The organism is Emergencia sp. 1XD21-10, from assembly GCF_009936045.1.
Classification (GTDB): Bacteria; Bacillota; Clostridia; order Peptostreptococcales; family Anaerovoracaceae; genus Senimuribacter; species Senimuribacter intestinalis.
On record NZ_QWEQ01000004.1, the window covers coordinates 57,070 to 77,277 of the forward strand.

The window sequence follows — 20,208 nt, forward strand, 5'->3', positions numbered from 1 at the left end:
TGACAGAAATCAAAAAAAGTGTCAATCCTGTCAATGTTTTTACGGTGAAACATTGACAAAATTGACAGATTCTCGTTTTTTTGTCAACATTGGCAATATTTAAGCCATCCTAGGTAAGAATTCAGCCTGTTTATTGACAAAATCTCGTAAATTAACGAAATTTGTCAATGTAAAATAGAAAAAAGCGTTCATGCCTTCCCGTGTTCCATACCACAGATACCAATCCCACCTTTCCATAAAGTAAAACTTTGGGATGGGTGTCCAGAAACCTTGTTGCCCCGGACAATCACAACAGGGTCATTGCTTCTGCAACAACCCCGTTATTATCAATCAGGTTAGTCTTCCAGCATGACTGCACCTTTGTTGGACGGTGCAACCATCTTAGAATATCTGTAAAGCCAGCCGCTCTTTACATTCGGTTCGCGCGGCACATAAGTTTCACGCCGTTTTGCAAATTCTTCCTCTGAAACTTTCGCATTAACACTGGAGTTTGGAATATCGATTTCGATGATATCGCCTTCCTTAAGCAGTCCGATTTCGCCGTCGCTGGCAGCTTCCGGACAAACGTGACCGATAGAAGCACCACGGCTTGCACCGCTGAATCTACCGTCTGTAATCAGTGCTACGGTTTTATCCAGCTTCATCCCGGCAAGGGCACTGGTCGGATTGAGCATTTCTCGCATGCCCGGACCGCCCTTTGGACCCTCATAGCGGATTACGACTACGTCGCCGTCTACAATCTTTCCGTTGTAAATTGCATCAATGGCGTCTTCTTCACAGTCAAAAACTCTTGCCGGACCACTGTGGGTCAGCATTTCCGGTGCGACTGCACTTTTCTTAACAACACAGCCGTCCTTTGCGATGTTGCCCCAAAGAATAGCAAGTCCGCCTGTTTCGCTGTACGGATTGTCAGAAGGACGCATTGCGCCCGAATCCAGCGAACCTTTTCCTTCAATATTTTCACCTACGGTTTTTCCGTTTGCGGTCAAAAGTGTCGTATCGATGAGACCTTTTTTGGAAAGTTCAGCAAGAACACCCTGCACACCGCCTGCGTTATTCAGGTCATGCATGTGTGTGCCGCCAGCAGGCGCCAGATGACACAGATTCGGTGTCTTTGCACTCATTTCGTTGAACAACTCCAGATTCAGTTCTACCCCTGCTTCGTGAGCAATTGCCAAAAGGTGCAATACGCTGTTTGAAGAACAGCCCAGCGCCATATCGCAGGCAAGAGCGTTTCTGATTGCCTTTTCGTTTACAATATCTCTGGCCTTAATATCTTTTTCAACCAGGTTCATGATTGCCATACCTGCGTGCTTTGCAATCATCATTCTGCCGCTGTGTACAGCCGGAACTGTGCCGTTGCCCGGCAGTGCGATGCCCAGCGCTTCGCATAGACAGTTCATGCTGTTTGCCGTATACATACCGGAGCAGGAACCGCAGCCCGGACAGGTATTCTGTTCAAATTCCAGCAGCCCTTCATCATCGATGATATCCGCTTTGCGAGCGCCGACTGCCTCAAACATCTTGGAAAGAGATGTCTCTACACCGCCTACAAGTCCGCTCATCATAGGACCTCCGGAGCAAACCACAGTTGGAATGTTCAGACGCAGTGCGCCCATCAGCATGCCTGGTACGATTTTGTCGCAGTTCGGAACCAAAACCAGACCATCAAACTGATGCGCATTTGCCATAGTTTCTACGCTGTCTGCAATCAGTTCCCGGCTTGCCAGAGAATATTTCATACCGATATGCCCCATAGCAATACCATCACAAACACCGATAGCAGGCACCATAATCGGTGTGCCACCTGCCATTCTGACACCAGCTTTTACTGCTTCGGTCACTTTATCTAAATGCATATGTCCGGGAACTATCTCACTGTGTGCAGAAACCACACCAATCAGCGGACGTTCCAGTTCTTCTTTCGTGTAACCCATAGCATAAAAAAGGCTTCGCATCGGAGCCTTTTCTACGCCTCTGGTTACGTTATCACTTCTTCTTGACATAATAACTGTAACCTTTCTTTATTTCTTTAACCAGCTCATCATAGCACGGAGTTCAGCGCCAACCTTGCACAGCAGGTGGGAAGCCTCCATCTTTCTGGTTGCAAGGAATCTCGCTTTTCCACCAGCGTTGAATTCCTGAATAAATTCACTTGCGAAAGTACCGTCCTGAATTTCTCTGAGAACGTTTTTCATTTCTTTTCTGGTTTCGTCTGTAATCAGTCTTCTGCCGGTTCTGTAATCACCGTATTCAGCAGTGTTGGAGATGGAATATCTCATCTTATCGAAACCACCTTCGTTAATCAGGTCAACGATCAGCTTCATTTCGTGGATACATTCAAAGTAAGCCATTTCCGGTTCATATCCTGCTTCTACCAAAGTGTCAAAGCCAGCCTTCATCAGCTCAGTTACACCGCCGCACAGAACTGCCTGTTCACCAAAGAGGTCAGTTTCAGTTTCTTCTTTAAATGTAGTTTCCAAAATACCTGCTCTGCCGGCACCAATACCGCTTGCATAAGCCAGCGCATAATCTTTCGCTTTGCCGGAAGCATCCTGATAAACAGCAATCAGAGAAGGAACGCCCTTGCCTTCTACATACTGACTTCTTACAGTGTGTCCAGGTCCTTTTGGTGCAATCATGATAACATCGATGTCCTTAGCAGGAACAATCTGGTTAAAATGAATATTAAAGCCGTGAGCAAATGCGAGTACATTGCCTTCCTTCATGTGCTTTTCAACCTGTTCCTTATAAATCTTTGCCTGCAATTCGTCCGGTGTCAGCATCATAACGATATCGCCTGCTTCTGCAGCTTCTTCGATACCCAAAACTTTGATTCCAGCAGCTTCAGCCTTTGCAGCATGAGCGGAACCCGGTCTCAAACCTACTACTACGTTCACACCGCTTTCGGCAAGGTTCATTGCATGTGCATGGCCTTGGCTTCCGAATCCGATAATGGCAACAGTTTTGCCGTCTAACAAACCTAAGTTACAATCCTGGTCATAATACTTCGTAATCATTTTTATCTATCTCCTTTAAAATTAATTATCTTTTTTTGCGGTATTGCCTTCAATGCCGGTAATACCAGTTCTGCAGACTTCCAGCACATTGTATTCAGCAATAACCTTCATAAACCCGTCGATTTTCTCCGGTGTTCCGGTCAACTCGATAATCATACTGTCTCTGGAAAGATCTACAATCTTGCCTCTGTAAATATCTACGATTTCCTTGATTCCAGCACGCTGTGCCGGTGCTGCTTCAACTTTCAGCAGCAGCAGTTCTCTATAAAGGCTGTATTCCTGATCTAAAATATAGATTTCTTTTACTACCTCCAGCTTTTCAGTCTGGGTGATAATCTGCTGCATAGACTGTTCAGTCGCACTGAATACGATGGTAATTCTGGACAGGGTCGGATCATTGGTTGCAGACACTGTCAAAGAATCAATATTAAATCCTCTTCTGCCGAAAAGGCTGACAACTTTCGTCAATACGTTTGCCTGATTCAGGACAAGAACGCTGACGATTTCTCTCTTTAATGGTTTATGCATTGCGTTCCCTCCCTAGTCAATAATCATATCTTCAACGGTTTTACCGTTTGGAATCATCGGAAGCACTCTTTCCTCTCTGGAAATGGTGCAGTCAATCCAAACCGGGCCTTCTTCCTTCAGAGCCTGCTCCATTGCGGCCTTCAGTTCTTCTACAGAATCCGCACGGAATCCCTTTGCGCCAAAGGCTTCTGCCAGTTTTACAAAGTCGGTCTTCCTTTCCGGTGTGGTGTTGGAATAACGCTTATCATAGAATAGAGTCTGCCACTGGTAAACCATACCCAGCACCTTGTTGTTCATGATTATGGTGATAATTGGCAAGTTCTGACTTACTGCAGTACATGCCTCATTCAGGTTCATATGGAAAGAACCGTCGCCTGTAATATGTATCACTCTGTCATTAGGACAAGCCAGCTTTGCACCGATTGCTGCGCCATAGCCAAAGCCCATGGTGCCCAGTCCGCCGCTTGTTAGGAACTTCTTCGCCTTATTATGTCTGATATACTGCGCTGACCACATCTGATGCTGACCTACGTCAGTTACATAAATGGTGTTTTCATCGGTCATATCGCAGAGAGTATCGATAATATCTTTCGGGTGCAGCTCGCATTCGCCGGATCTGACCACTTTTGCGGTATTTCTCCAAGTGAGAACCTCCTGGTGCCAGGACTCATGTTTCTGTGCCTTTACTTCAGGCAGTGCGCGAATCAAAAATTCCTTTACATCGCCGACACAGCACTTATCAATCATAACGTTCTTGTTGATTTCACTGCGGTCGATGTCAACCTGTACAATCTTTGCTCTGCGGCCGAATTTCTCTGGTGTCAAAGCTACACGGTCAGAGAATCTTGCTCCCAGTGTAATAACCAAATCAGCCTGGTCGATTGCTCTGTTTGCTGCTGCGGTTCCGTGCATACCTACAAGACCAAGATTCAGCTCATGGTCGTAGCCGATTACACCAGCCGCCATCAAGGTGTATGTCGCAGGAATATCTGCTTTCTCCAAAAATTCAACTACTTCCTTCTCTGCGCCTGAAGCAACTACACCGCCGCCAATATATGCAACCGGTCTTTCTGCCTCATTAACCATAGCAACAATTGCATCAATGTCTTCCTTGTCCATCTGCGGCACCGGTTTCAGCTGAAGCGGTGGTTTATTTGTATATTCAATGCTCGCAGCAGTTACGTCCTTCGTAATGTCCACGAGGACAGGACCCTTTCTCCCGCTGTTTGCAATCTTGAAAGCTTCTCGAAGTGCTGGTTCAAGATCTTCTATCCTGTTTACGAAGAAATTGTGCTTCGTAATAGGAAGCGTGACACCGGTAATACTGATTTCCTGGAATGCGTCTCTTCCGATTAAGGAATCGGCAACATTGGCTGTAATGGCAACCATTGGAATACTGTCCATAAATGCTGTCGCTATGCCGGTGACCAGATTGGTTGCCCCCGGTCCGCTAGTGGAAAAAACTACACCAGTTTTGCCTGTGGCTCTGGCATAGCCATCAGCCGCATGGGAAGCACCCTGTTCGTGGGCAGTGAGTACATGCTTAACCCTGTCGCTATACTTATAAAGTTCATCAAAGATATTCAGTGCAGTGCCGCCTGGATATCCAAATACAGTATCAACGCCATGATCGAGCAATACTTCTATCACCACTTGTGATCCTGTCAATTTCATACTCTCTCTCCTTTTCTTTAGAATCTTATGGGCATTCTTTCGCCCTTATATTATTATAGCCGCAAGTATGTAAATGTCAACACTTTTTTTCAATATTTTTTGTTGTAATCCAACAAAAAATATTTTCAATTATTTTGTGAAAACACAAATTTTACTGTTGACAATTATGACTTTATCCTTTATATTATTAAATAGCTGAAATTTACGTCTGCCAAGACGGGAATAAGCTATAATGTTGGTTTTGCAGAGAGCGGCGTTTGGTGAAAGTCCGTAAACCTTTTATAGTGTCTCACCCCCGAGCAGCGTTCAAAGAGTGGGCGCGCACTTTTCTACATTATATATAGAAAAAGCGTGTCAAAAAGAGTGGTACCGCGGAAACAAGGTTCTTACATCAATGTAACAAGTTTTCGTCTCTTTTGCGGTTTGGAAAAATCGTCAAAAGAGACGATTTTTTATGCCCTAACCGCTAAGCTACTTTCCTACACTGATATACAAACGGAGGTATTACAACATGAAAAACTTTGAAAAGTACAGACCCGGCTACTTTACGCCGCCGATGGACATTTCTCAGATGGAATGGCCGAAAAAAGATCACATTGAAAAAGCGCCGATGTGGTGCAGCGTTGACCTACGCGATGGAAACCAGGCGCTGGTCGTTCCCATGAGCCTGGAAGAAAAATTGGATTTTTTCCAGTATTTGGTTTCCCTCGGCTTTAAAGAAATCGAAATTGGCTTCCCTGCCGCGTCCGAAACTGAATATGAATTCACCCGTACTCTGATTGAAAAGAATTTGATTCCCGACGACGTGACCGTACAGGTGCTGACTCAGTCCAGAAAGCACATCATCGACAAAACCTTTGAAGCCCTCCGCGGCGCAAAGAAAGCGATTGTACATTTATATAACTCCACTTCCTTTGCCCAAAGGCAGCAGGTGTTCCGGGCTTCCGAAGAAGAGATTATTCAAATTGCCAAAGATGGTGCAGTGCTGATGAATGAATACGCGACAAAATTCCCAGAGACGAAATTCCAATTCGAGTATTCTCCGGAAAGTTTTACAGGAACGGAAATTGAGTTCGCAGAACGAATCTGCAACGAAGTCATCGACATCTGGCAGCCGACAGCGGATAATAAAGTCATCATCAACCTGCCAGCTACTGTGCAGATGTCTATGCCGCACGTTTATGCGAACCAGATTGAATACATGAGCAAACATTTACATAACAGAGAAAACGTTCTCATCTCCCTGCACCCACACAACGACAGAGGCACCGGCGTTGCCGATGCTGAACTGGGGCTTTTGGCAGGCGGTGACAGAATTGAGGGTACCCTCTTCGGAAACGGTGAACGCACCGGCAATGTAGATATTATCACCATTGCCATGAATATGTTTACCCACGGTATCGATCCTTGTCTGGACTTTTCCAATATGCCAGAAGTTGTAGAGAAGTACGAAGAATATACCGGCATGCACGTTGATCCGCGTCAGCCTTACGGCGGCGAACTGGTCTTCGCGGCGTTCTCCGGCTCTCACCAGGATGCGATTTCCAAGGGCATGAAATGGAGAGAAGAAACAGATCCAAACAGATGGACGGTACCTTATCTGCCAATTGACCCCCATGATGTAGGCAGAGCCTACGACGGCGACGTCATCAGAATCAACAGCCAGTCCGGCAAAGGCGGCGTTGCCTATATTCTGGAACATAACTTCGGGTACGCAATTCCAAAGAATATGATGAGCGAAGTCGGCTACATGATGAAGGATATTTCCGACAAAAGCCACGAAGAACTTTCACCCGAAGAAATCTTTGAAGCGTTCAAGGCAGAATACATCAATGACTTTTCGCCGATCGACATTACAGATGCATCCTTCAGCCACTTCTCCTCTACTAAGGATGACAATGAAGTGTACGGCGTAAGAATGCGTGCTGTGATCGACGGACAAAGCTACAATCTGGAAGCAGAAGGAAACGGTCGTCTGGACGCGGTGAGCAATGCGCTTCGAAAGACCGAATATCACTTTGACTATAAGTTCATCACCTATTCAGAACATGCCATCAGCGCGGATTCCAATTCCAAAGCAGCTGCCTATGTCTGCATCGCTGATGAAAAAGACAACTACTACTGGGGCGTCGGTACCCATGCCGATATCATTCTCGCTTCCGTCAATGCACTGGTCAGCGCACTGAACCGAATGAACAAGCGAATTCATTTCGTGAAGTAATGAACAAGCGATGTAATTAACGATACAGTTCTTGAAGTTGTGCAGATTTGCGAAATACAAGCCATTTTGCACAACTATGAGGCTTACAAAGTTTCAAAAGTTGTGCATATCCCGCAAAATCAGAGCTATCTGCACAACCCAGACGAATCAAAACCCTCAAAAGTTGTGCATTTCATGCAAATACAAGCCATTTTGCACAACTATAAGGCTTACAAAGTTTCAAAAGTTGTGCATATCCCGCAAAATCAGAGCTATCTGCACAACCCAAACGAATCAAAGCGCTCAAAGGTTGTGCATTTCATGCAAATATAAGGCATTTTGCACAACGCAGCAAGAACCTGCACTTCACATCCGAAACCCCAACCCCATCAATTCCACAGGAGGTAATCAGAACAATGGGAATGACAATGACACAGAAAATTTTAGCAGCCCATGCCGGTCTCGACACTGTCGCGGCCGGTCAGCTGATCGAATGTAATCTGGACGTGGTAATGGCAAACGACATTACCGGTCCTATGGCGCTGCCGATCTTCCGGCAAATGGCGGATAAAGTCTTCGACAAGGACAAAGTCGTACTGGTTCCAGACCATTTCACGCCGAACAAAGATATCAAGTCCGCACAGAACGCCAGAGATATTCAGGACTTTTCCAGAGAACAAGGTCTCACCCACCACATGGTTCAGGGAAAATGCGGCGTAGAACACGGTATTCTGCCTGAACAGGGTATCGTTTATGCCGGTCAATGTATTATTGGCGCTGACTCTCACACCTGCACCTACGGCGCGCTAGGCGCATTCGGCACCGGCGTCGGCACCACCGACATCGCAAGAGGTATGGCGACCGGTCAGGCATGGTTCAAAGTGCCTACCGCGATCAAATTCGAACTGAAAAATAAACCATCCCGCTATGTAACAGGCAAAGACATCATCCTACACATCATCGGAAAAATCGGCGTAGACGGCGCTCTATATCAATCCATGGAATTTGTCGGCGACGGCACCTGCTACTTAACCATGGACGATCGTTTCACCATCTGCAACATGGCAATCGAAGCCGGCGCTAAAAACGGTATCTTCCCGGTCGACGAACAGACCATCGCTTACATGGAAGAACACGCACCGGGAAAAGACTACCAGATTTTCACAGCAGATGACGACGCAATCTATGAACAAACCATCGAAATCGACCTTGCTGAGATTAGACCAACCGTAGCATTTCCGCACCTGCCGGGCAACGCCCACACCATCGACGAAGTCGAAGCCGGTGAAAAAATCATGATTGACCAGGTTGTCATCGGCTCCTGCACCAACGGTCGCATGAGCGATATGAGAAAAGCAGCCGCAATCCTGAAAGGCAAAACCGTACATCCAGAGGTTCGTGTCATGGTCATCCCTGCTACTCAGAAAATCTTCCTGCAGTGTATGGAAGAAGGACTTGCGAAAATTTTCGTAGAAGCAGGATGCGCCTTCAACACTCCTAGCTGCGGCGCCTGCATGGGCGGTCACATGGGTGTCATGTGCAAAGGCGAAAAATGCGTATCCACATCCAACAGAAACTTTGTGGGTCGTATGGGCGATGTGGAATCCCTGATTTACCTGGCTTCCCCAGAAGTTGCTGCAGCCAGCGCTCTGGCAGGCTATATCGCAAATCCTGAAAAGATTGGAGGAGAAAAATAATGGACGCAAAAGGCAAAGTTTTGAAATATGGTGATAACGTAGACACTGACGTCATCATTCCCGCAAGATACTTAAATTCCTTTGACGCAAAGGAACTGGCAACCCACGCGATGGTCGACATTGATCCAACCTTTGTGGAACGACTGGAACCTGGCGACATCATGGTCGCCGGTAAAAACTTCGGCTGCGGTTCTTCCAGAGAGCACGCCCCACTGGTACTGAAAACAGCGGGCGTCAGCTGCTTAATCGCAGAGAGTTTTGCAAGAATTTTCTATAGAAACGCCATCAACATCGGCTTTCCAATTCTGGAATGTGAAGAAGCCGCCAAAGACATCGCGGAAGGCGACGCCGTGGAAGTAGACTTTCAGACCGGCGTCATCTATAACCGGACCAAAGGCGCTGAGTATCAGGCACAGCCATTCCCGGAATTTTTGCAGAAAATGATTGGCGCAGGTGGTCTGGTTAATTATGTCAATTCCAACAAATAACAAGGAGAAAGATCAATGAATTATAAAATTGCTGTAGTCAAAGGCGACGGCATCGGACCTGAAGTCATCGCCGAGACGATAAAAGTATTAGATAAAATCGGAGAAAAGTTCGGTCACACCTTCGAATACACTTATGTCCTTGCCGGTGGAAACGCCATCGACGAAGCGGGTCAGTGCCTGCCCCCGGAAACCATTGAGATCTGCAAAAAATCCGACGCCGTTTTGCTGGGCGCTGTAGGCGGTCCTAAATGGGATCACCTGCCGGGTGACGAACGCCCGGAGCGAGCGCTTCTGGGACTTCGCAAAGCCCTGGGGCTCTTTGCCAACCTGCGCCCTGCCATGGTCTTTGATGAATTGGCTGATGCTTCCCCGCTGAAACCGGAGCTTTTGGCGGGCGGTCTTGATATCGCCGTGGTCAGAGAATTGACCGGCGGCATCTACTTTGGAAAAAAAGGCATCATCGAAAACACCGATTTAGGTCCTGCCGCCTACGACGTGGAACAGTACGCAGAAGAAGAAGTACGCCGCATCGCGAAAGTCGCTTTTGATATGGCGATGAAGCGGGACAAAAAGGTAACCAGCGTCGACAAAGCCAACGTTCTAGAAAGCTCTCGCCTCTGGAGACGGATTGTAGGTGAAGTCGCAAAAGAATATCCGGAAGTAGAACTGGAAAATTTCTATGTAGACAATGCCGCTATGCAGCTCGTGCGAAATCCGAAGCAGTTTGACGTCATCGTCACCAGCAACATCTTCGGCGATATTCTCTCCGACGAGGCAAGCCAGATCACCGGCTCCATCGGTATGCTGCCGTCGGCAAGTCTGGCGGAAGGCAATTTCGGCATGTACGAACCAGTCCACGGCTCTGCACCTGACATCGCAGGACAGAATCTGGCAAACCCGATTGCCACGATTCTCTCTGCCGCCATGATGCTGCGTTATACCTTCGGACTGACTGCCGAATCAGACACCATTGAAAACGCTGTCAAAAAATTCTTAGCCAAAGGATACAGAACACCGGACATTGCGGCAGGCGGTTCTTCTATCGGCACAAAAGAAGCCGGGGATTTGATTGCGCAACTGCTCTAGTTCACCCTTTTCGAAACTATCTATTTCTAAAAAGTCTCCTGGTGCAAGTCCCGCACTGCGGGACTTTTTTTTTCGTTTCACCAGGCTTAAGAATTATTAAGAAAAAATCCAACAAATTCCTATTGATTTTCCCTCCGGTTTTGCTATCATTATATATACATCTAATAATAAGGGGACTACACATCATGACAAAAGAAAAGAAAACAAATAGCAAAAAATTTTTGATTTTTATCATAGTCTTACTCCTTTTGGTAAGCCTATTTTTTATGCAATATTTTAAAAGCAACGAAAACGCTGCATACAGCGAAAAGAAAATCAGGACAAATATCTCTACCATTGCAACCTTTGATTATTCCAAGGTTACGACCATCGAGGCACAGATTAAAAATCTGGAAATTACAGAAGCCCACGGTACTTTTGATGTAACGGAAACACTTTCCAAAGACCAGTATAGAAAAATCTTCTCCACAAGCGCCATTCTCGGCGATTCTATCACTGAGGGGCTTGCTGACTACGGCTGGCTAGGAAATGAGCAGGTTTTCTGTAAAATCGGCGCGTCCATTATCAGCGGCGACGACCTATTCACGTCTGCCGCAAATACTTATCCAGGATTTGCATTCTGCTCTTTCGGCATGAATGACATGGGAAATTATAACGGCAATGCGGATGCATTTATTGAGAAATATACCACTCTGATTCAGGAATTTAAAAAAATCTCTCCAAATACAATCATTCTGGTTAATGGGATTACACCGCCGACCAAAAACGCAATTGCCTCTAATCCAATCCTGGGCAATTACAAGAAATTTAACAACGCTCTGAAACAGATGTGCAAGGATTTAAAATTAACCTATATTGACAATACTTATATCATAGAAGAACATCCTGAGTTTTATGCCGGCGACGGTATCCATGTCACAGCCGATTACTACCCGCTCTGGATGAACAATATGATTCTGAAGGCAGGCATATAATGATTAAAAAAGCAGTTTTCGTCCTAATTTTGATTTTATTTCTTGCCGGTGTCTATGAGAGCGCCGGTGCAAACGATATTCCCATGGAGGATATTGAAACACAACTGACCACAGCATGCGATATGACCCACATGACAAAGTGTGATAACCGAAATCTGATGCAGTTTTTTGGTCTGGATTATGAACAGTACGATTCTCACCTCTACTATAAAGGAAAAGAGGCGCTCAGCGTCGATGAAGTACTGATTGTAAAAGCCCATGAAAAATCTGATTTAGATGGGGTCAAAGATGCCGTCGAAAAACGCATCGCATCGCAAACCGCAACCTTTGATGGATACGGTCCTGCGCAGGTTGCGCTGCTTTCAGATGCCGTGATTATCACAAAAGGAAATTATTTATTTTACTGCACTGATCAACATGCAGAAAAATTTGGGGAGGTGTTCTGCGATGCTGTTCAGTAGTATCCTGTTTTTATTTTACTTTCTGCCGGTGACGTTGTTCATCTACACCATCGTCCCCCGCAGACTAAAAAATCCGGTTCTGCTCATTGCCAGCATTTTCTTCTATAGCTGGGGAGAGCCGATTTATGTGATCCTGATGCTGTTCAGCGCTGTCTTCAATTATCTTATGGCAATCGATATCAGGCGTGAACAGATTCATAACAAAACCGGAAAAAGCACACTGATTTTTACAGTTATCGTCAATCTGTTTATCCTGTGCTTTTTTAAATACTACGGCTTCCTCATGGACACCATAAACGACCTGCTTGGTACTGAAATCAAATATACAGCGCTAGCACTGCCCATCGGTATTTCTTTTTATACCTTTCAGGCACTTTCCTATATTTTCGATGTATACAGAGGCAACGTGCACGTACAGCGAAACCTGCTGCATTTTGCACTCTATCTTGCCCTCTTCCCGCAGCTGATTGCAGGTCCTATTGTCAAATACAAAGACATCGCACTACAGCTCGAGGAAAGAACCCTCACATTGGAAAAATTTGGAGAAGGTACACGCCGCTTTCTGATCGGACTTGGCAAAAAAGTCATTCTCGCCAATAATCTGGGGGCAATTCACGCTGCTGTGACTGCACTGCCCGACCAGCAAGTTTCTGTACTCACCTATTGGATCGGCATCATCTGTTATACTCTGCAGATTTACTTCGATTTCAGCGGCTATTCCGATATGGCAATCGGTCTTGGCAAAATGTTCGGATTTGAATTCTTAGAAAACTTCAATTACCCGTATATTTCCAAAACCGTTACCGAATTCTGGCGCAGATGGCATATGTCCCTATCGACCTGGTTCAGAGAGTATGTCTATATCCCGCTGGGCGGCAATCGTGTTTCCACAAAGCGGCATATTCTCAACTTGCTGATTGTATGGTCATTGACTGGACTCTGGCACGGCGCCAGCTGGAATTTCGTTGCATGGGGTCTTTACTATGGCATCCTGCTGATTCTTGAGAAATATTTCCTGGGAAATCATTTAGAAAAATGTCCCGCCTCTGTCCAGCATATCTATACGATGCTCATCGTCGCCATCGGCTGGGTCTTCTTCAGCAGTGAAACCTTAACCGGCGCACTGCAGTATCTGCAAGTGCTCTTCTGCGCAGGCGGCGTTCCCCTTGCAGATACTATGACGCTATACCTGCTGCGCACCAACTGGGTATTCCTGCTGCTTGGAATTCTCATTGCGACCCCAGAACCAATGAAGCAGTTTGAAATCCTGCGCAAACGAAATGGACTGCTCAGTACCCTGCTATTACTGGGACTCCTTGCCCTGTGCACTGCTTACCTAGTATTCAGCAGCTATAACCCGTTTCTGTATTTTAGGTTCTAATGGTTCCGTCCCAAGAGGACGAGCAATGGCGAAGTTCGATTGGTCTGACGGACCTTATGCTTTAAATCCCCAAGAAAGCAAGCCCACGGCGAAGCTTGATTGGCAGGATTTAGTCGTATAATGGTTCCGTCCCAAGAGGACGAGCAATGGCGAAGTTCGATTGGTCTGACGGACCTTATGCCTTAAATCCCCAAGAAAGCAAGCCCACAGCGAAGCTTGATTGGCAGGATTTAGTCGTATAATGGTTCCGTCCCAAGAGGACGAGCAAACTGCCAAACGGTAATATAAATTGCAAAAAAAGGATTATCAATTATGAACAAAAAATCAACCGATACAATATTAGGGCTTTGTTTCATCGCTGTTCTTGCGGGGGTCTTCCTCTGCAATCTGTTCAGCAGTGATCAAAGTTTTTCAGAAGAAGAAAACAGAGTACTACAGGATAAACCGACTTTCACCTTTTCTTCTTATGTAGAAGGTCGCTATGAAAAAAAACTGGAATCCTATGTCAACGACCAATTTCCTGCCAGAAATACGTTCATAAAAATCAAAACAGCATCTGACGTGACCTGCGGCAAGCTGGAATCAGGCGGCGTCTACCGCTGCAAAGATAACTACTTGATGGAATCTATCACGGAACCTTCAGAGCACTGGATGAAATCCACCCTCTCCAGTCTGACCCAGTTCAAACGTCAGTACAAAAAACTGAACATGTACTTTATGCTGGCGCCAAATGCCGCCAATATTCTGTGCGACAAATTGCCTGCAACCGTAATCACTGCAGATCAAAACCAATCTATTAATCAGTTTAATAAAGGAGTCGAAGACTGCGGCATCAAGCCTATTGATGTGCGTTCCATCTTAACCAAAAACGCAAAGCAAAATACACAGCTCTACTATAGAACCGACCATCACTGGACCACCGACGGTGCGTTTCTCGCATATAAAGAAGCTGTTTCCATTATGAAACTGACCGATAATGTAAGCTATAAACGCTATGTCGTAAAAAACGATTTTCGCGGCACCCTGGCTTCCAAAAGCGGTTTCACCAACGGTCAAAATGACCCGCTAACCATTTACTTGCCAAATAAAGACAAAGATTACCATAATTCCGTCATTTACTATGCGGATACCAAAACGAAGACAACGGAGTTTTACCAGCTTGACAATCTGGATACCAAAGACGCTTATACCGTATTCGGCGGCAGCAACCATCCGATGTACACCATCAAAACCCCTACTGCCTCCGAAAAAAAATTACTGCTGGTCAAGGATTCTTACGCTAACAGCATGATTCCGTTCCTTGCACAGAATTTCCGCGAAATCGTCGTCGTCGATCCTCGCTATTTCTTTGATGATATCAACGATATCATTAAATCAGAAGGCATCACGGATGTACTGTTTCTCTACAATGCTAATACCTTCTTTGCAGACAACTCGCTGGAAATGATGCTGACAGCGTAAATACGATAAATAAAAAGAACGCCCTGCATGTATGAACCACAGGGCGTTCTTTTTGTTTATGATATAGCGCGATAAGTCACCTTCCCGCCTGTCATAGTTAGAACAACTTTTGCTTCGGAAATTTCCTCCGCGGGAATTTCAAACAGATTTCTGTCAAGCACGGTCAAATCCGCATACTTGCTGACGGAAATCGTGCCCCGAACGCCTTCGCTGAATCCTGCATACGCCCCTTCATAGGTAAACGCCCGCAGCGCTTCTTCTAAGGTCAACCCGTACTGGGGATACCAGGTCTTGCCGGAAACCGGATCTTTACGGGTTACCGCATACTGCAGATTGGGCAGGATATCAAATTTCTCCACCGGGCAGTCAGAGCCTGCGCACTGGTGCACGCCCAGCTCAGCAAACCTTCGCCAGTTATAACTGGTAGCCTCCAGTTCTTCCCCTACGCAGTCTTCTACGATATGCATATCATAGCGAACAAAAATCGGCTGAATATATGCCAGCAAATTCAGTTTCTGAAACCAATCCTGCTGCTTTTCGCTCATGATCTGGCAATGGACAATCCCGTGGCGAAGATTCGCCTTTGGATTCTCATAATGCGCCCTGCGCAGCGCATTCAGCGTCTGTTCCAGTGCACCGTCGCCGATACAATGAATCGCCATCTGCATTCCGTACTCCTGCGCCAAGGATATCATCTCCTGCAGTTTCTCATCGGTATAATTCAGCACGCCACAGGTTTCCGGCGCGTTGCAATACGGCGCAAGCATAGCCGCCGTATGGGCGCCGAGAGATCCGTCTGTAATAATCTTCAGCGGTCCGATTCTGAAAAAACCGTAATCATCGCCGGTTCTGTGCCCTGCTGCAAGAAATTGTTTCAGCTCCGGCAGGGTTTCCAGATTGCACTGTTCATAAATCCGCACATCCAGCTTTCCTGCTTCGGAAAGCTCTCTGTACGCCTGTAAAATCAGCTTCCCGCAGGTGCCCGGCAGCACCGTAAAATCATCGGTATGAACTTCCGTAATACCGGCTCTTGCGGCAGCGCGCGCCGCATCCTGAATCAGTTCCTTCAGTTCATCTAAATCCGGCAGCGGCTCCGCCTCAGAAATGGCGTTTTGCATCTGTTCTCTGACGATACCGTCCGGACAGCTTTCCAAAAGTCCCGAAAGCGCCAGCGCTTTTGTATTGCAAACGGAAATATGCAGACAAGCTCTCTGCAATACCACCGGCACCTCTTCTGAAATCGCATCTAGATCCGTCCTGGTAGGCATGGTTTTTTCTATCCAGTCGTCCTGGTTGAAACCGCCTGCCAGGAGCCATCCACCCTTCTCGCTGATTTCAGAAACTCTGCCGCGGCAAAGCTCCATCGCTTCTGACAGTGACTTAGTCTCTGACAGATCGATGGTTCTCCGAACCATGGCGTCGTAAATAAAATGCAGGTGACTGTCGATAAATCCCGGCACCACGAATCTTCCGGCAAGGTCAATCCGCTCCGTCCTGCTGCTTGCCAGCGCCAGCATCTCCTGGTCACTACCCAGCGCTGCAATCACGCCGTTTTTCACTGCTATAGCGCTGCATGCAGGATATGCCTGATCCTGCGTATAAATTGTTCCGTTGTAGAAAATGGTATCCATAAATGCAATCTCCTTCTGTGATAATACATTTATTATATCAGCTTCCTTTTCCCACTGTAAACAATAAATTCCAGCAAAATCAGCACAATTTATTTACCACTTCTTCGACGGAAAGTCCGGTTTCCGTTTCTCATAGAAGGCTGCCAATCCTTCTTTTGCGTCTTCACTGGTAAAGGCTTTATACCCCAGCAGCGCCTCCGTCTCAAAAGCCTGTTCAGCCGGCATTTCTCTCAGCTTCAGCACAGATTCCTTTGCCGTCTGCACTGCCCTTGTACTGCAGGCGCAGAGCTTCTTTGCCATCTCCATGGCTTTCCCCATCACCTGTTCAGGCGGTACCACCGCATTTAAAAGTCCATAGTCTAACGCCTTTTGCGCATCGATCCTCTCGCCGCTTAAAATCAGTTCCATTGCTCTGACATAAGGAATCTGTCTTGCCAATCTTACCAGCGTGCCGCCGGCAGGCACGATTCCCAGAGAAACTTCCGGAAGGGCAAATACTGCCTGACTGGAAGCCACTCTGATGTCCGACGCCAGCATAATTTCAAAACCGCCGCCCATGCAAAGTCCATTAACTGCGCAAATAAGCGGTTTAAATAGCCTGCTGTGCTTTAAATGTGCTGCGTCCCACTCGTCGATATAATGTCCCTGTCCCAAATACGGAATGGATTCCGTCAGATCCGCCCCGACACAGAAAGCCTTCTCTCCTGTTCCTGTCAAAATGCATACTGCTACATGGTCATCCTTCTGCGCTTTTTCAAAAGCCTCTCCTAAGTCCTGATACATCTGCAGCGTCAGGGTATTCAGCTTTTCCGGTCTGTTAAACCAAATCACTGCAATCCCATCTTTCACCTCATAAGAAATATGCGTCATCACAAAACTCCTTCCTCTGAAAGCACACGGATTTCTTCTTCCGAATATCCCAAAAACTCTTGATAAATTCGGGCGTTGCCTTCTCCGGTCTCCGGCGCGCGGCCCGAAGTATCACACGGCGTTTCACTCAATTTAATCGGTGTTCCGAACAGCTTGCCGTGAGCATTTCCGTAAGCATAGTCGATAAACATGTCCCTGTGATTCAGCTGCGGATCTAAAAGCACCTGATCTATCGTATGAATCGCTGTCAGCGGTAATTTTTCCGCCAGCGCGTCCTGCAGCTCCTGACAGGTATACGCAGAAAACCACTGATTGATTTTCGGCAAAATTCTCCTATTGTAAACTTCTTCGTCAAAGCGCTTTGCCATGGTATCAATTTCAGGATCCTGCAAAAGCCCCGGTTCGCCAAAGAACTCGCAGGTCGTCTTCCAAAAACGATCTGTATAGCCGCCGAAGAAGACTTCGCCGTCCTTTGCTCTGAATTTCCCATAAGGCCTGCAGAGGGGATGATCATTTCCAAGAGGCTGCTGCACCTGGTCTCCCACCGTATAATTGGAAACGGCATTTTCTGTCAGCGCCAGAGAGGCGTCCAGCTGCGCCACGTCCACCAGCTGTCCCTGTCCCGTTTTCTGCGCGTGAATGTACGCAGAAAGAGTTCCAATCGCGCCGAAAAAAGTTGCCGCCAAATCCCCGATAATCGTACCGATTCTGGTCGGTTCACCGGGCATACCGTTCATGGACCAAAGCCCGCTGAGCGCCTGCCCGCTGTTATCATATGCAGGCCATGTCGAATACGGTCCCGTCTGTCCAAATCCCGAAATTGCCGTATAAACCAGCTTCGGATTGTACGTTTTCAAATTTTCATAACCAACACCCAGCTTATCCATTACGCCGGCGCGATAATTTTCCACAACAATATCCGCTTTTTGAACCATCTGCCGGAAAATATCCTTTGCCCGCGGCTCTTTCAAGTTCAACGTGATTGCCTCTTTATTCCTGTTATACTGGGCGAAGAAAGCGCTCTGCCGCTTATCTCCATCTACAAGATATGGCTCAAAATCCCGTGTATAGTCCGGATCACCGGGATTTTCAATCTTAATCACTCTAGCGCCAAGATCGGCTAATATCATCGTTGCATAAGGTCCTGCAACAACTCTTGTTAAATCCAGTATCGTTACACCTTCAAGTGGTTTCATTTTCTTTTTCCTCCAAAAACTCATACCGGAAAGCCTGACTTTTCAGTGACTTTCCGGTATGGATCCAAAACAAGACAGGTCTTTATTTTACAGAATTCATTTCACTTGTGTTATAATCGTTATTTCGTTTCTTTCTTGGCTCTCTTTGCTTCCATATCAGCAAGATAATATTTACCCGGTGTATGGAAGAATTCATCCTGCAGTTTTACAACCTGTGGTACAAGCCAGATAATCGCGATCATATTTGGTATGATGAACAAAGCATTGACAAAATCGTTGAGCTGATATACAACCGTCAGTTCCATACCGAAGGTTACGATGATCATGGTCGCAATGGCGATAAATCTCCATGCAACGCCGGCCTTTGGCGTTTTAAACAGGAACTCCGCCTGTCTCTCATCGTAGAAAATGACTACGGTAATCGTTGTAATAACAAAGAGCAGTACGCAGATTGCCACAAAATAGTCTCCAGCCGCGCCAAATACTGTATGGAACGCCGCCTGTCCCAAAGCGCCGGCATCTACACCCGGCTGCTTCCATACGCCAGTCGTCAGTACAGAAAGCGCCGTCGCTGTGCAGACTAAAATCGTATCTACGCCTACTTCAAAGACGCCCCACATCGCCTGCCGGATCGGATGGTCAACATCGGCTGCCGCATGGGCTGACGGTGCAGAACCAAAGCCCGCTTCGTTGGAATATACACCTCTTGCGGAACCCCAGCGCAGCGCCAGCGCAACGGTAGAACCGGCAAAGCCACCAACTGCGGCGTGCGGTGTAAACGCATAGACAAAGATACTGCCCAGGGAAGGAAGAATCTCACCAGCGTTGCACACTAAAATGATGATAACGCCCAGCAAATAGATCGCTGCCATGATTGGCACTGCCTTTTCCATAACACTGGCAATTCTCTTAATACCGCCGAAGACAATCAGCGCAACAATTGCCGCAACAATGATACCGAATACCGTACCATTAATGCCAAATACCGCAACCTGTGCGCTGGCGGACAGCGTCTGTGAAGCCACCGACGGAATTCCCGCAATCATGGTAAAAAACGCACAGAAAATCGCAATAGCGCGTCCTGCCTTTTTCCCACCGAACAGTTCCTTGACATAGCTGAAAGCGCCGCCGACCCATTCGCCGTTTTCGTTTTTCGTTCTGTATTTCATACAAAGAGCAATTTCAACATATTTGGTACAGCAGCCGACAATAGCGATAATCCACATCCAGAAGATTGCCCCCGGTCCGCCCAGCGCAATGGCTACCGGAACGCCCACGATATTGGACGCGCCGATGGAAGATCCCAGTGCAGAGCATGTTGCTGCAAAAGGAGATATTTTACCGGCTTCTGCTTTCACAAACATCTTGCCAAAGGTCTGGGAACAGATGTAACGGAGCCTTGTAATCTGTGGAAAGCCTAATCGAAGGCTCATATATAATCCGCCGCCAACGATTAAAATCAGAATGGGAAGTCCCCAAAACCAGTTGGCGCACGCAATACAAAAATTCATAATAGCTAGCATCGTTTTTTCCTTTCTATG

Annotated in this window: 16 protein-coding genes; 8 read left to right on the forward strand and 8 right to left on the reverse strand. The window is 46.7% G+C overall.

Annotated elements, in window-relative coordinates; translation table 11 throughout:
- Nucleotides 1-335: 335 nt before the first annotated feature.
- From ilvD to ilvB, 4 genes are read right to left on the reverse strand one after another with little or no spacing between them, the layout of a single operon-like run.
- The gene (gene ilvD, locus D1151_RS02890; RefSeq protein ID WP_161907871.1) at nucleotides 336-2,006 is read right to left on the reverse strand and encodes a dihydroxy-acid dehydratase; all 1,671 of its coding nucleotides are present in this window, start codon (nucleotides 2,004-2,006) and stop codon (nucleotides 336-338) included.
- Between the two features lie 18 nt (nucleotides 2,007-2,024).
- Nucleotides 2,025-3,020, reverse strand: a complete 996-nt coding sequence (ilvC, locus tag D1151_RS02895) for a ketol-acid reductoisomerase (RefSeq protein WP_161907872.1) — start codon at nucleotides 3,018-3,020, stop codon at nucleotides 2,025-2,027.
- 21 nt (nucleotides 3,021-3,041) lie between these two features.
- Complete coding sequence (gene ilvN / locus D1151_RS02900; protein ID WP_160201118.1) at nucleotides 3,042-3,548, reverse strand: acetolactate synthase small subunit; 507 nt, start codon at nucleotides 3,546-3,548, stop codon at nucleotides 3,042-3,044.
- Between the two features lie 12 nt (nucleotides 3,549-3,560).
- On the reverse strand, nucleotides 3,561-5,222 hold the full coding sequence (gene ilvB, locus D1151_RS02905) for a biosynthetic-type acetolactate synthase large subunit (protein ID WP_160201119.1): 1,662 nt from the start codon (nucleotides 5,220-5,222) through the stop codon (nucleotides 3,561-3,563).
- 511 nt (nucleotides 5,223-5,733) lie between these two features.
- On the opposite strand from ilvB, the gene D1151_RS02910 reads away from it, so the two are divergent.
- The 8 genes from D1151_RS02910 (at nucleotide 5,734) to D1151_RS02945 (ending at nucleotide 14,970) form a co-directional block, all read left to right on the forward strand.
- Nucleotides 5,734-7,443: a 2-isopropylmalate synthase gene (locus tag D1151_RS02910; RefSeq protein ID WP_161907873.1), complete on the forward strand. Its 1,710-nt coding sequence runs from the start codon at nucleotides 5,734-5,736 to the stop codon at nucleotides 7,441-7,443.
- A 395-nt stretch (nucleotides 7,444-7,838) separates the two neighbouring features.
- Complete coding sequence (leuC, locus tag D1151_RS02915; RefSeq protein WP_161907874.1) at nucleotides 7,839-9,119, forward strand: 3-isopropylmalate dehydratase large subunit; 1,281 nt, start codon at nucleotides 7,839-7,841, stop codon at nucleotides 9,117-9,119.
- A complete protein-coding gene (gene leuD / locus D1151_RS02920; protein WP_161907875.1) occupies nucleotides 9,119-9,607 on the forward strand; it encodes a 3-isopropylmalate dehydratase small subunit in 489 nt (162 codons plus the stop codon). The genes leuC and leuD overlap by 1 nt, the downstream gene beginning before the upstream one ends.
- A gap of 15 nt (nucleotides 9,608-9,622) precedes the next feature.
- Nucleotides 9,623-10,693: a 3-isopropylmalate dehydrogenase gene (leuB, locus tag D1151_RS02925; RefSeq protein ID WP_160201123.1), complete on the forward strand. Its 1,071-nt coding sequence runs from the start codon at nucleotides 9,623-9,625 to the stop codon at nucleotides 10,691-10,693.
- A gap of 266 nt (nucleotides 10,694-10,959) precedes the next feature.
- Nucleotides 10,960-11,667: a GDSL-type esterase/lipase family protein gene (locus D1151_RS02930; RefSeq protein WP_160201124.1), complete on the forward strand. Its 708-nt coding sequence runs from the start codon at nucleotides 10,960-10,962 to the stop codon at nucleotides 11,665-11,667.
- Complete coding sequence (locus D1151_RS02935; protein ID WP_160201125.1) at nucleotides 11,667-12,128, forward strand: DUF4358 domain-containing protein; 462 nt, start codon at nucleotides 11,667-11,669, stop codon at nucleotides 12,126-12,128. Before D1151_RS02930 ends, D1151_RS02935 begins: the two co-directional genes overlap by 1 nt.
- Nucleotides 12,115-13,509 carry an MBOAT family protein gene (locus D1151_RS02940; protein WP_161907876.1) on the forward strand — a complete coding sequence of 465 codons (1,395 nt, stop codon included), beginning with the start codon at nucleotides 12,115-12,117 and terminating at the stop codon, nucleotides 13,507-13,509. Before D1151_RS02935 ends, D1151_RS02940 begins: the two co-directional genes overlap by 14 nt.
- Nucleotides 13,510-13,821: 312 nt before the next feature.
- Nucleotides 13,822-14,970, forward strand: coding sequence for a DHHW family protein (locus D1151_RS02945; RefSeq protein WP_161907877.1), 1,149 nt, complete (start codon nucleotides 13,822-13,824; stop codon nucleotides 14,968-14,970).
- Between the two features lie 56 nt (nucleotides 14,971-15,026).
- Here D1151_RS02945 and D1151_RS02950 read toward each other — a convergent pair whose 3' ends face one another.
- The 4 genes from D1151_RS02950 to D1151_RS02965 form a co-directional block, all read right to left on the reverse strand.
- On the reverse strand, nucleotides 15,027-16,601 hold the full coding sequence (locus tag D1151_RS02950) for an amidohydrolase (protein ID WP_161907878.1): 1,575 nt from the start codon (nucleotides 16,599-16,601) through the stop codon (nucleotides 15,027-15,029).
- Between the two features lie 93 nt (nucleotides 16,602-16,694).
- Nucleotides 16,695-17,471 (reverse strand): enoyl-CoA hydratase/isomerase family protein, encoded by a 777-nt coding sequence (locus D1151_RS02955; RefSeq protein ID WP_161907879.1) that lies wholly within the window; start codon nucleotides 17,469-17,471, stop codon nucleotides 16,695-16,697.
- Entirely contained in the window at nucleotides 17,471-18,667 is a 1,197-nt protein-coding gene (locus tag D1151_RS02960; protein ID WP_202620371.1) for a CaiB/BaiF CoA-transferase family protein, read from the reverse strand. The genes D1151_RS02955 and D1151_RS02960 overlap by 1 nt, the downstream gene beginning before the upstream one ends.
- 119 nt (nucleotides 18,668-18,786) lie before the next feature.
- Nucleotides 18,787-20,190: a sodium:alanine symporter family protein gene (locus tag D1151_RS02965; protein WP_160201131.1), complete on the reverse strand. Its 1,404-nt coding sequence runs from the start codon at nucleotides 20,188-20,190 to the stop codon at nucleotides 18,787-18,789.
- Between the last annotated feature and the right edge of the window lie 18 nt (nucleotides 20,191-20,208).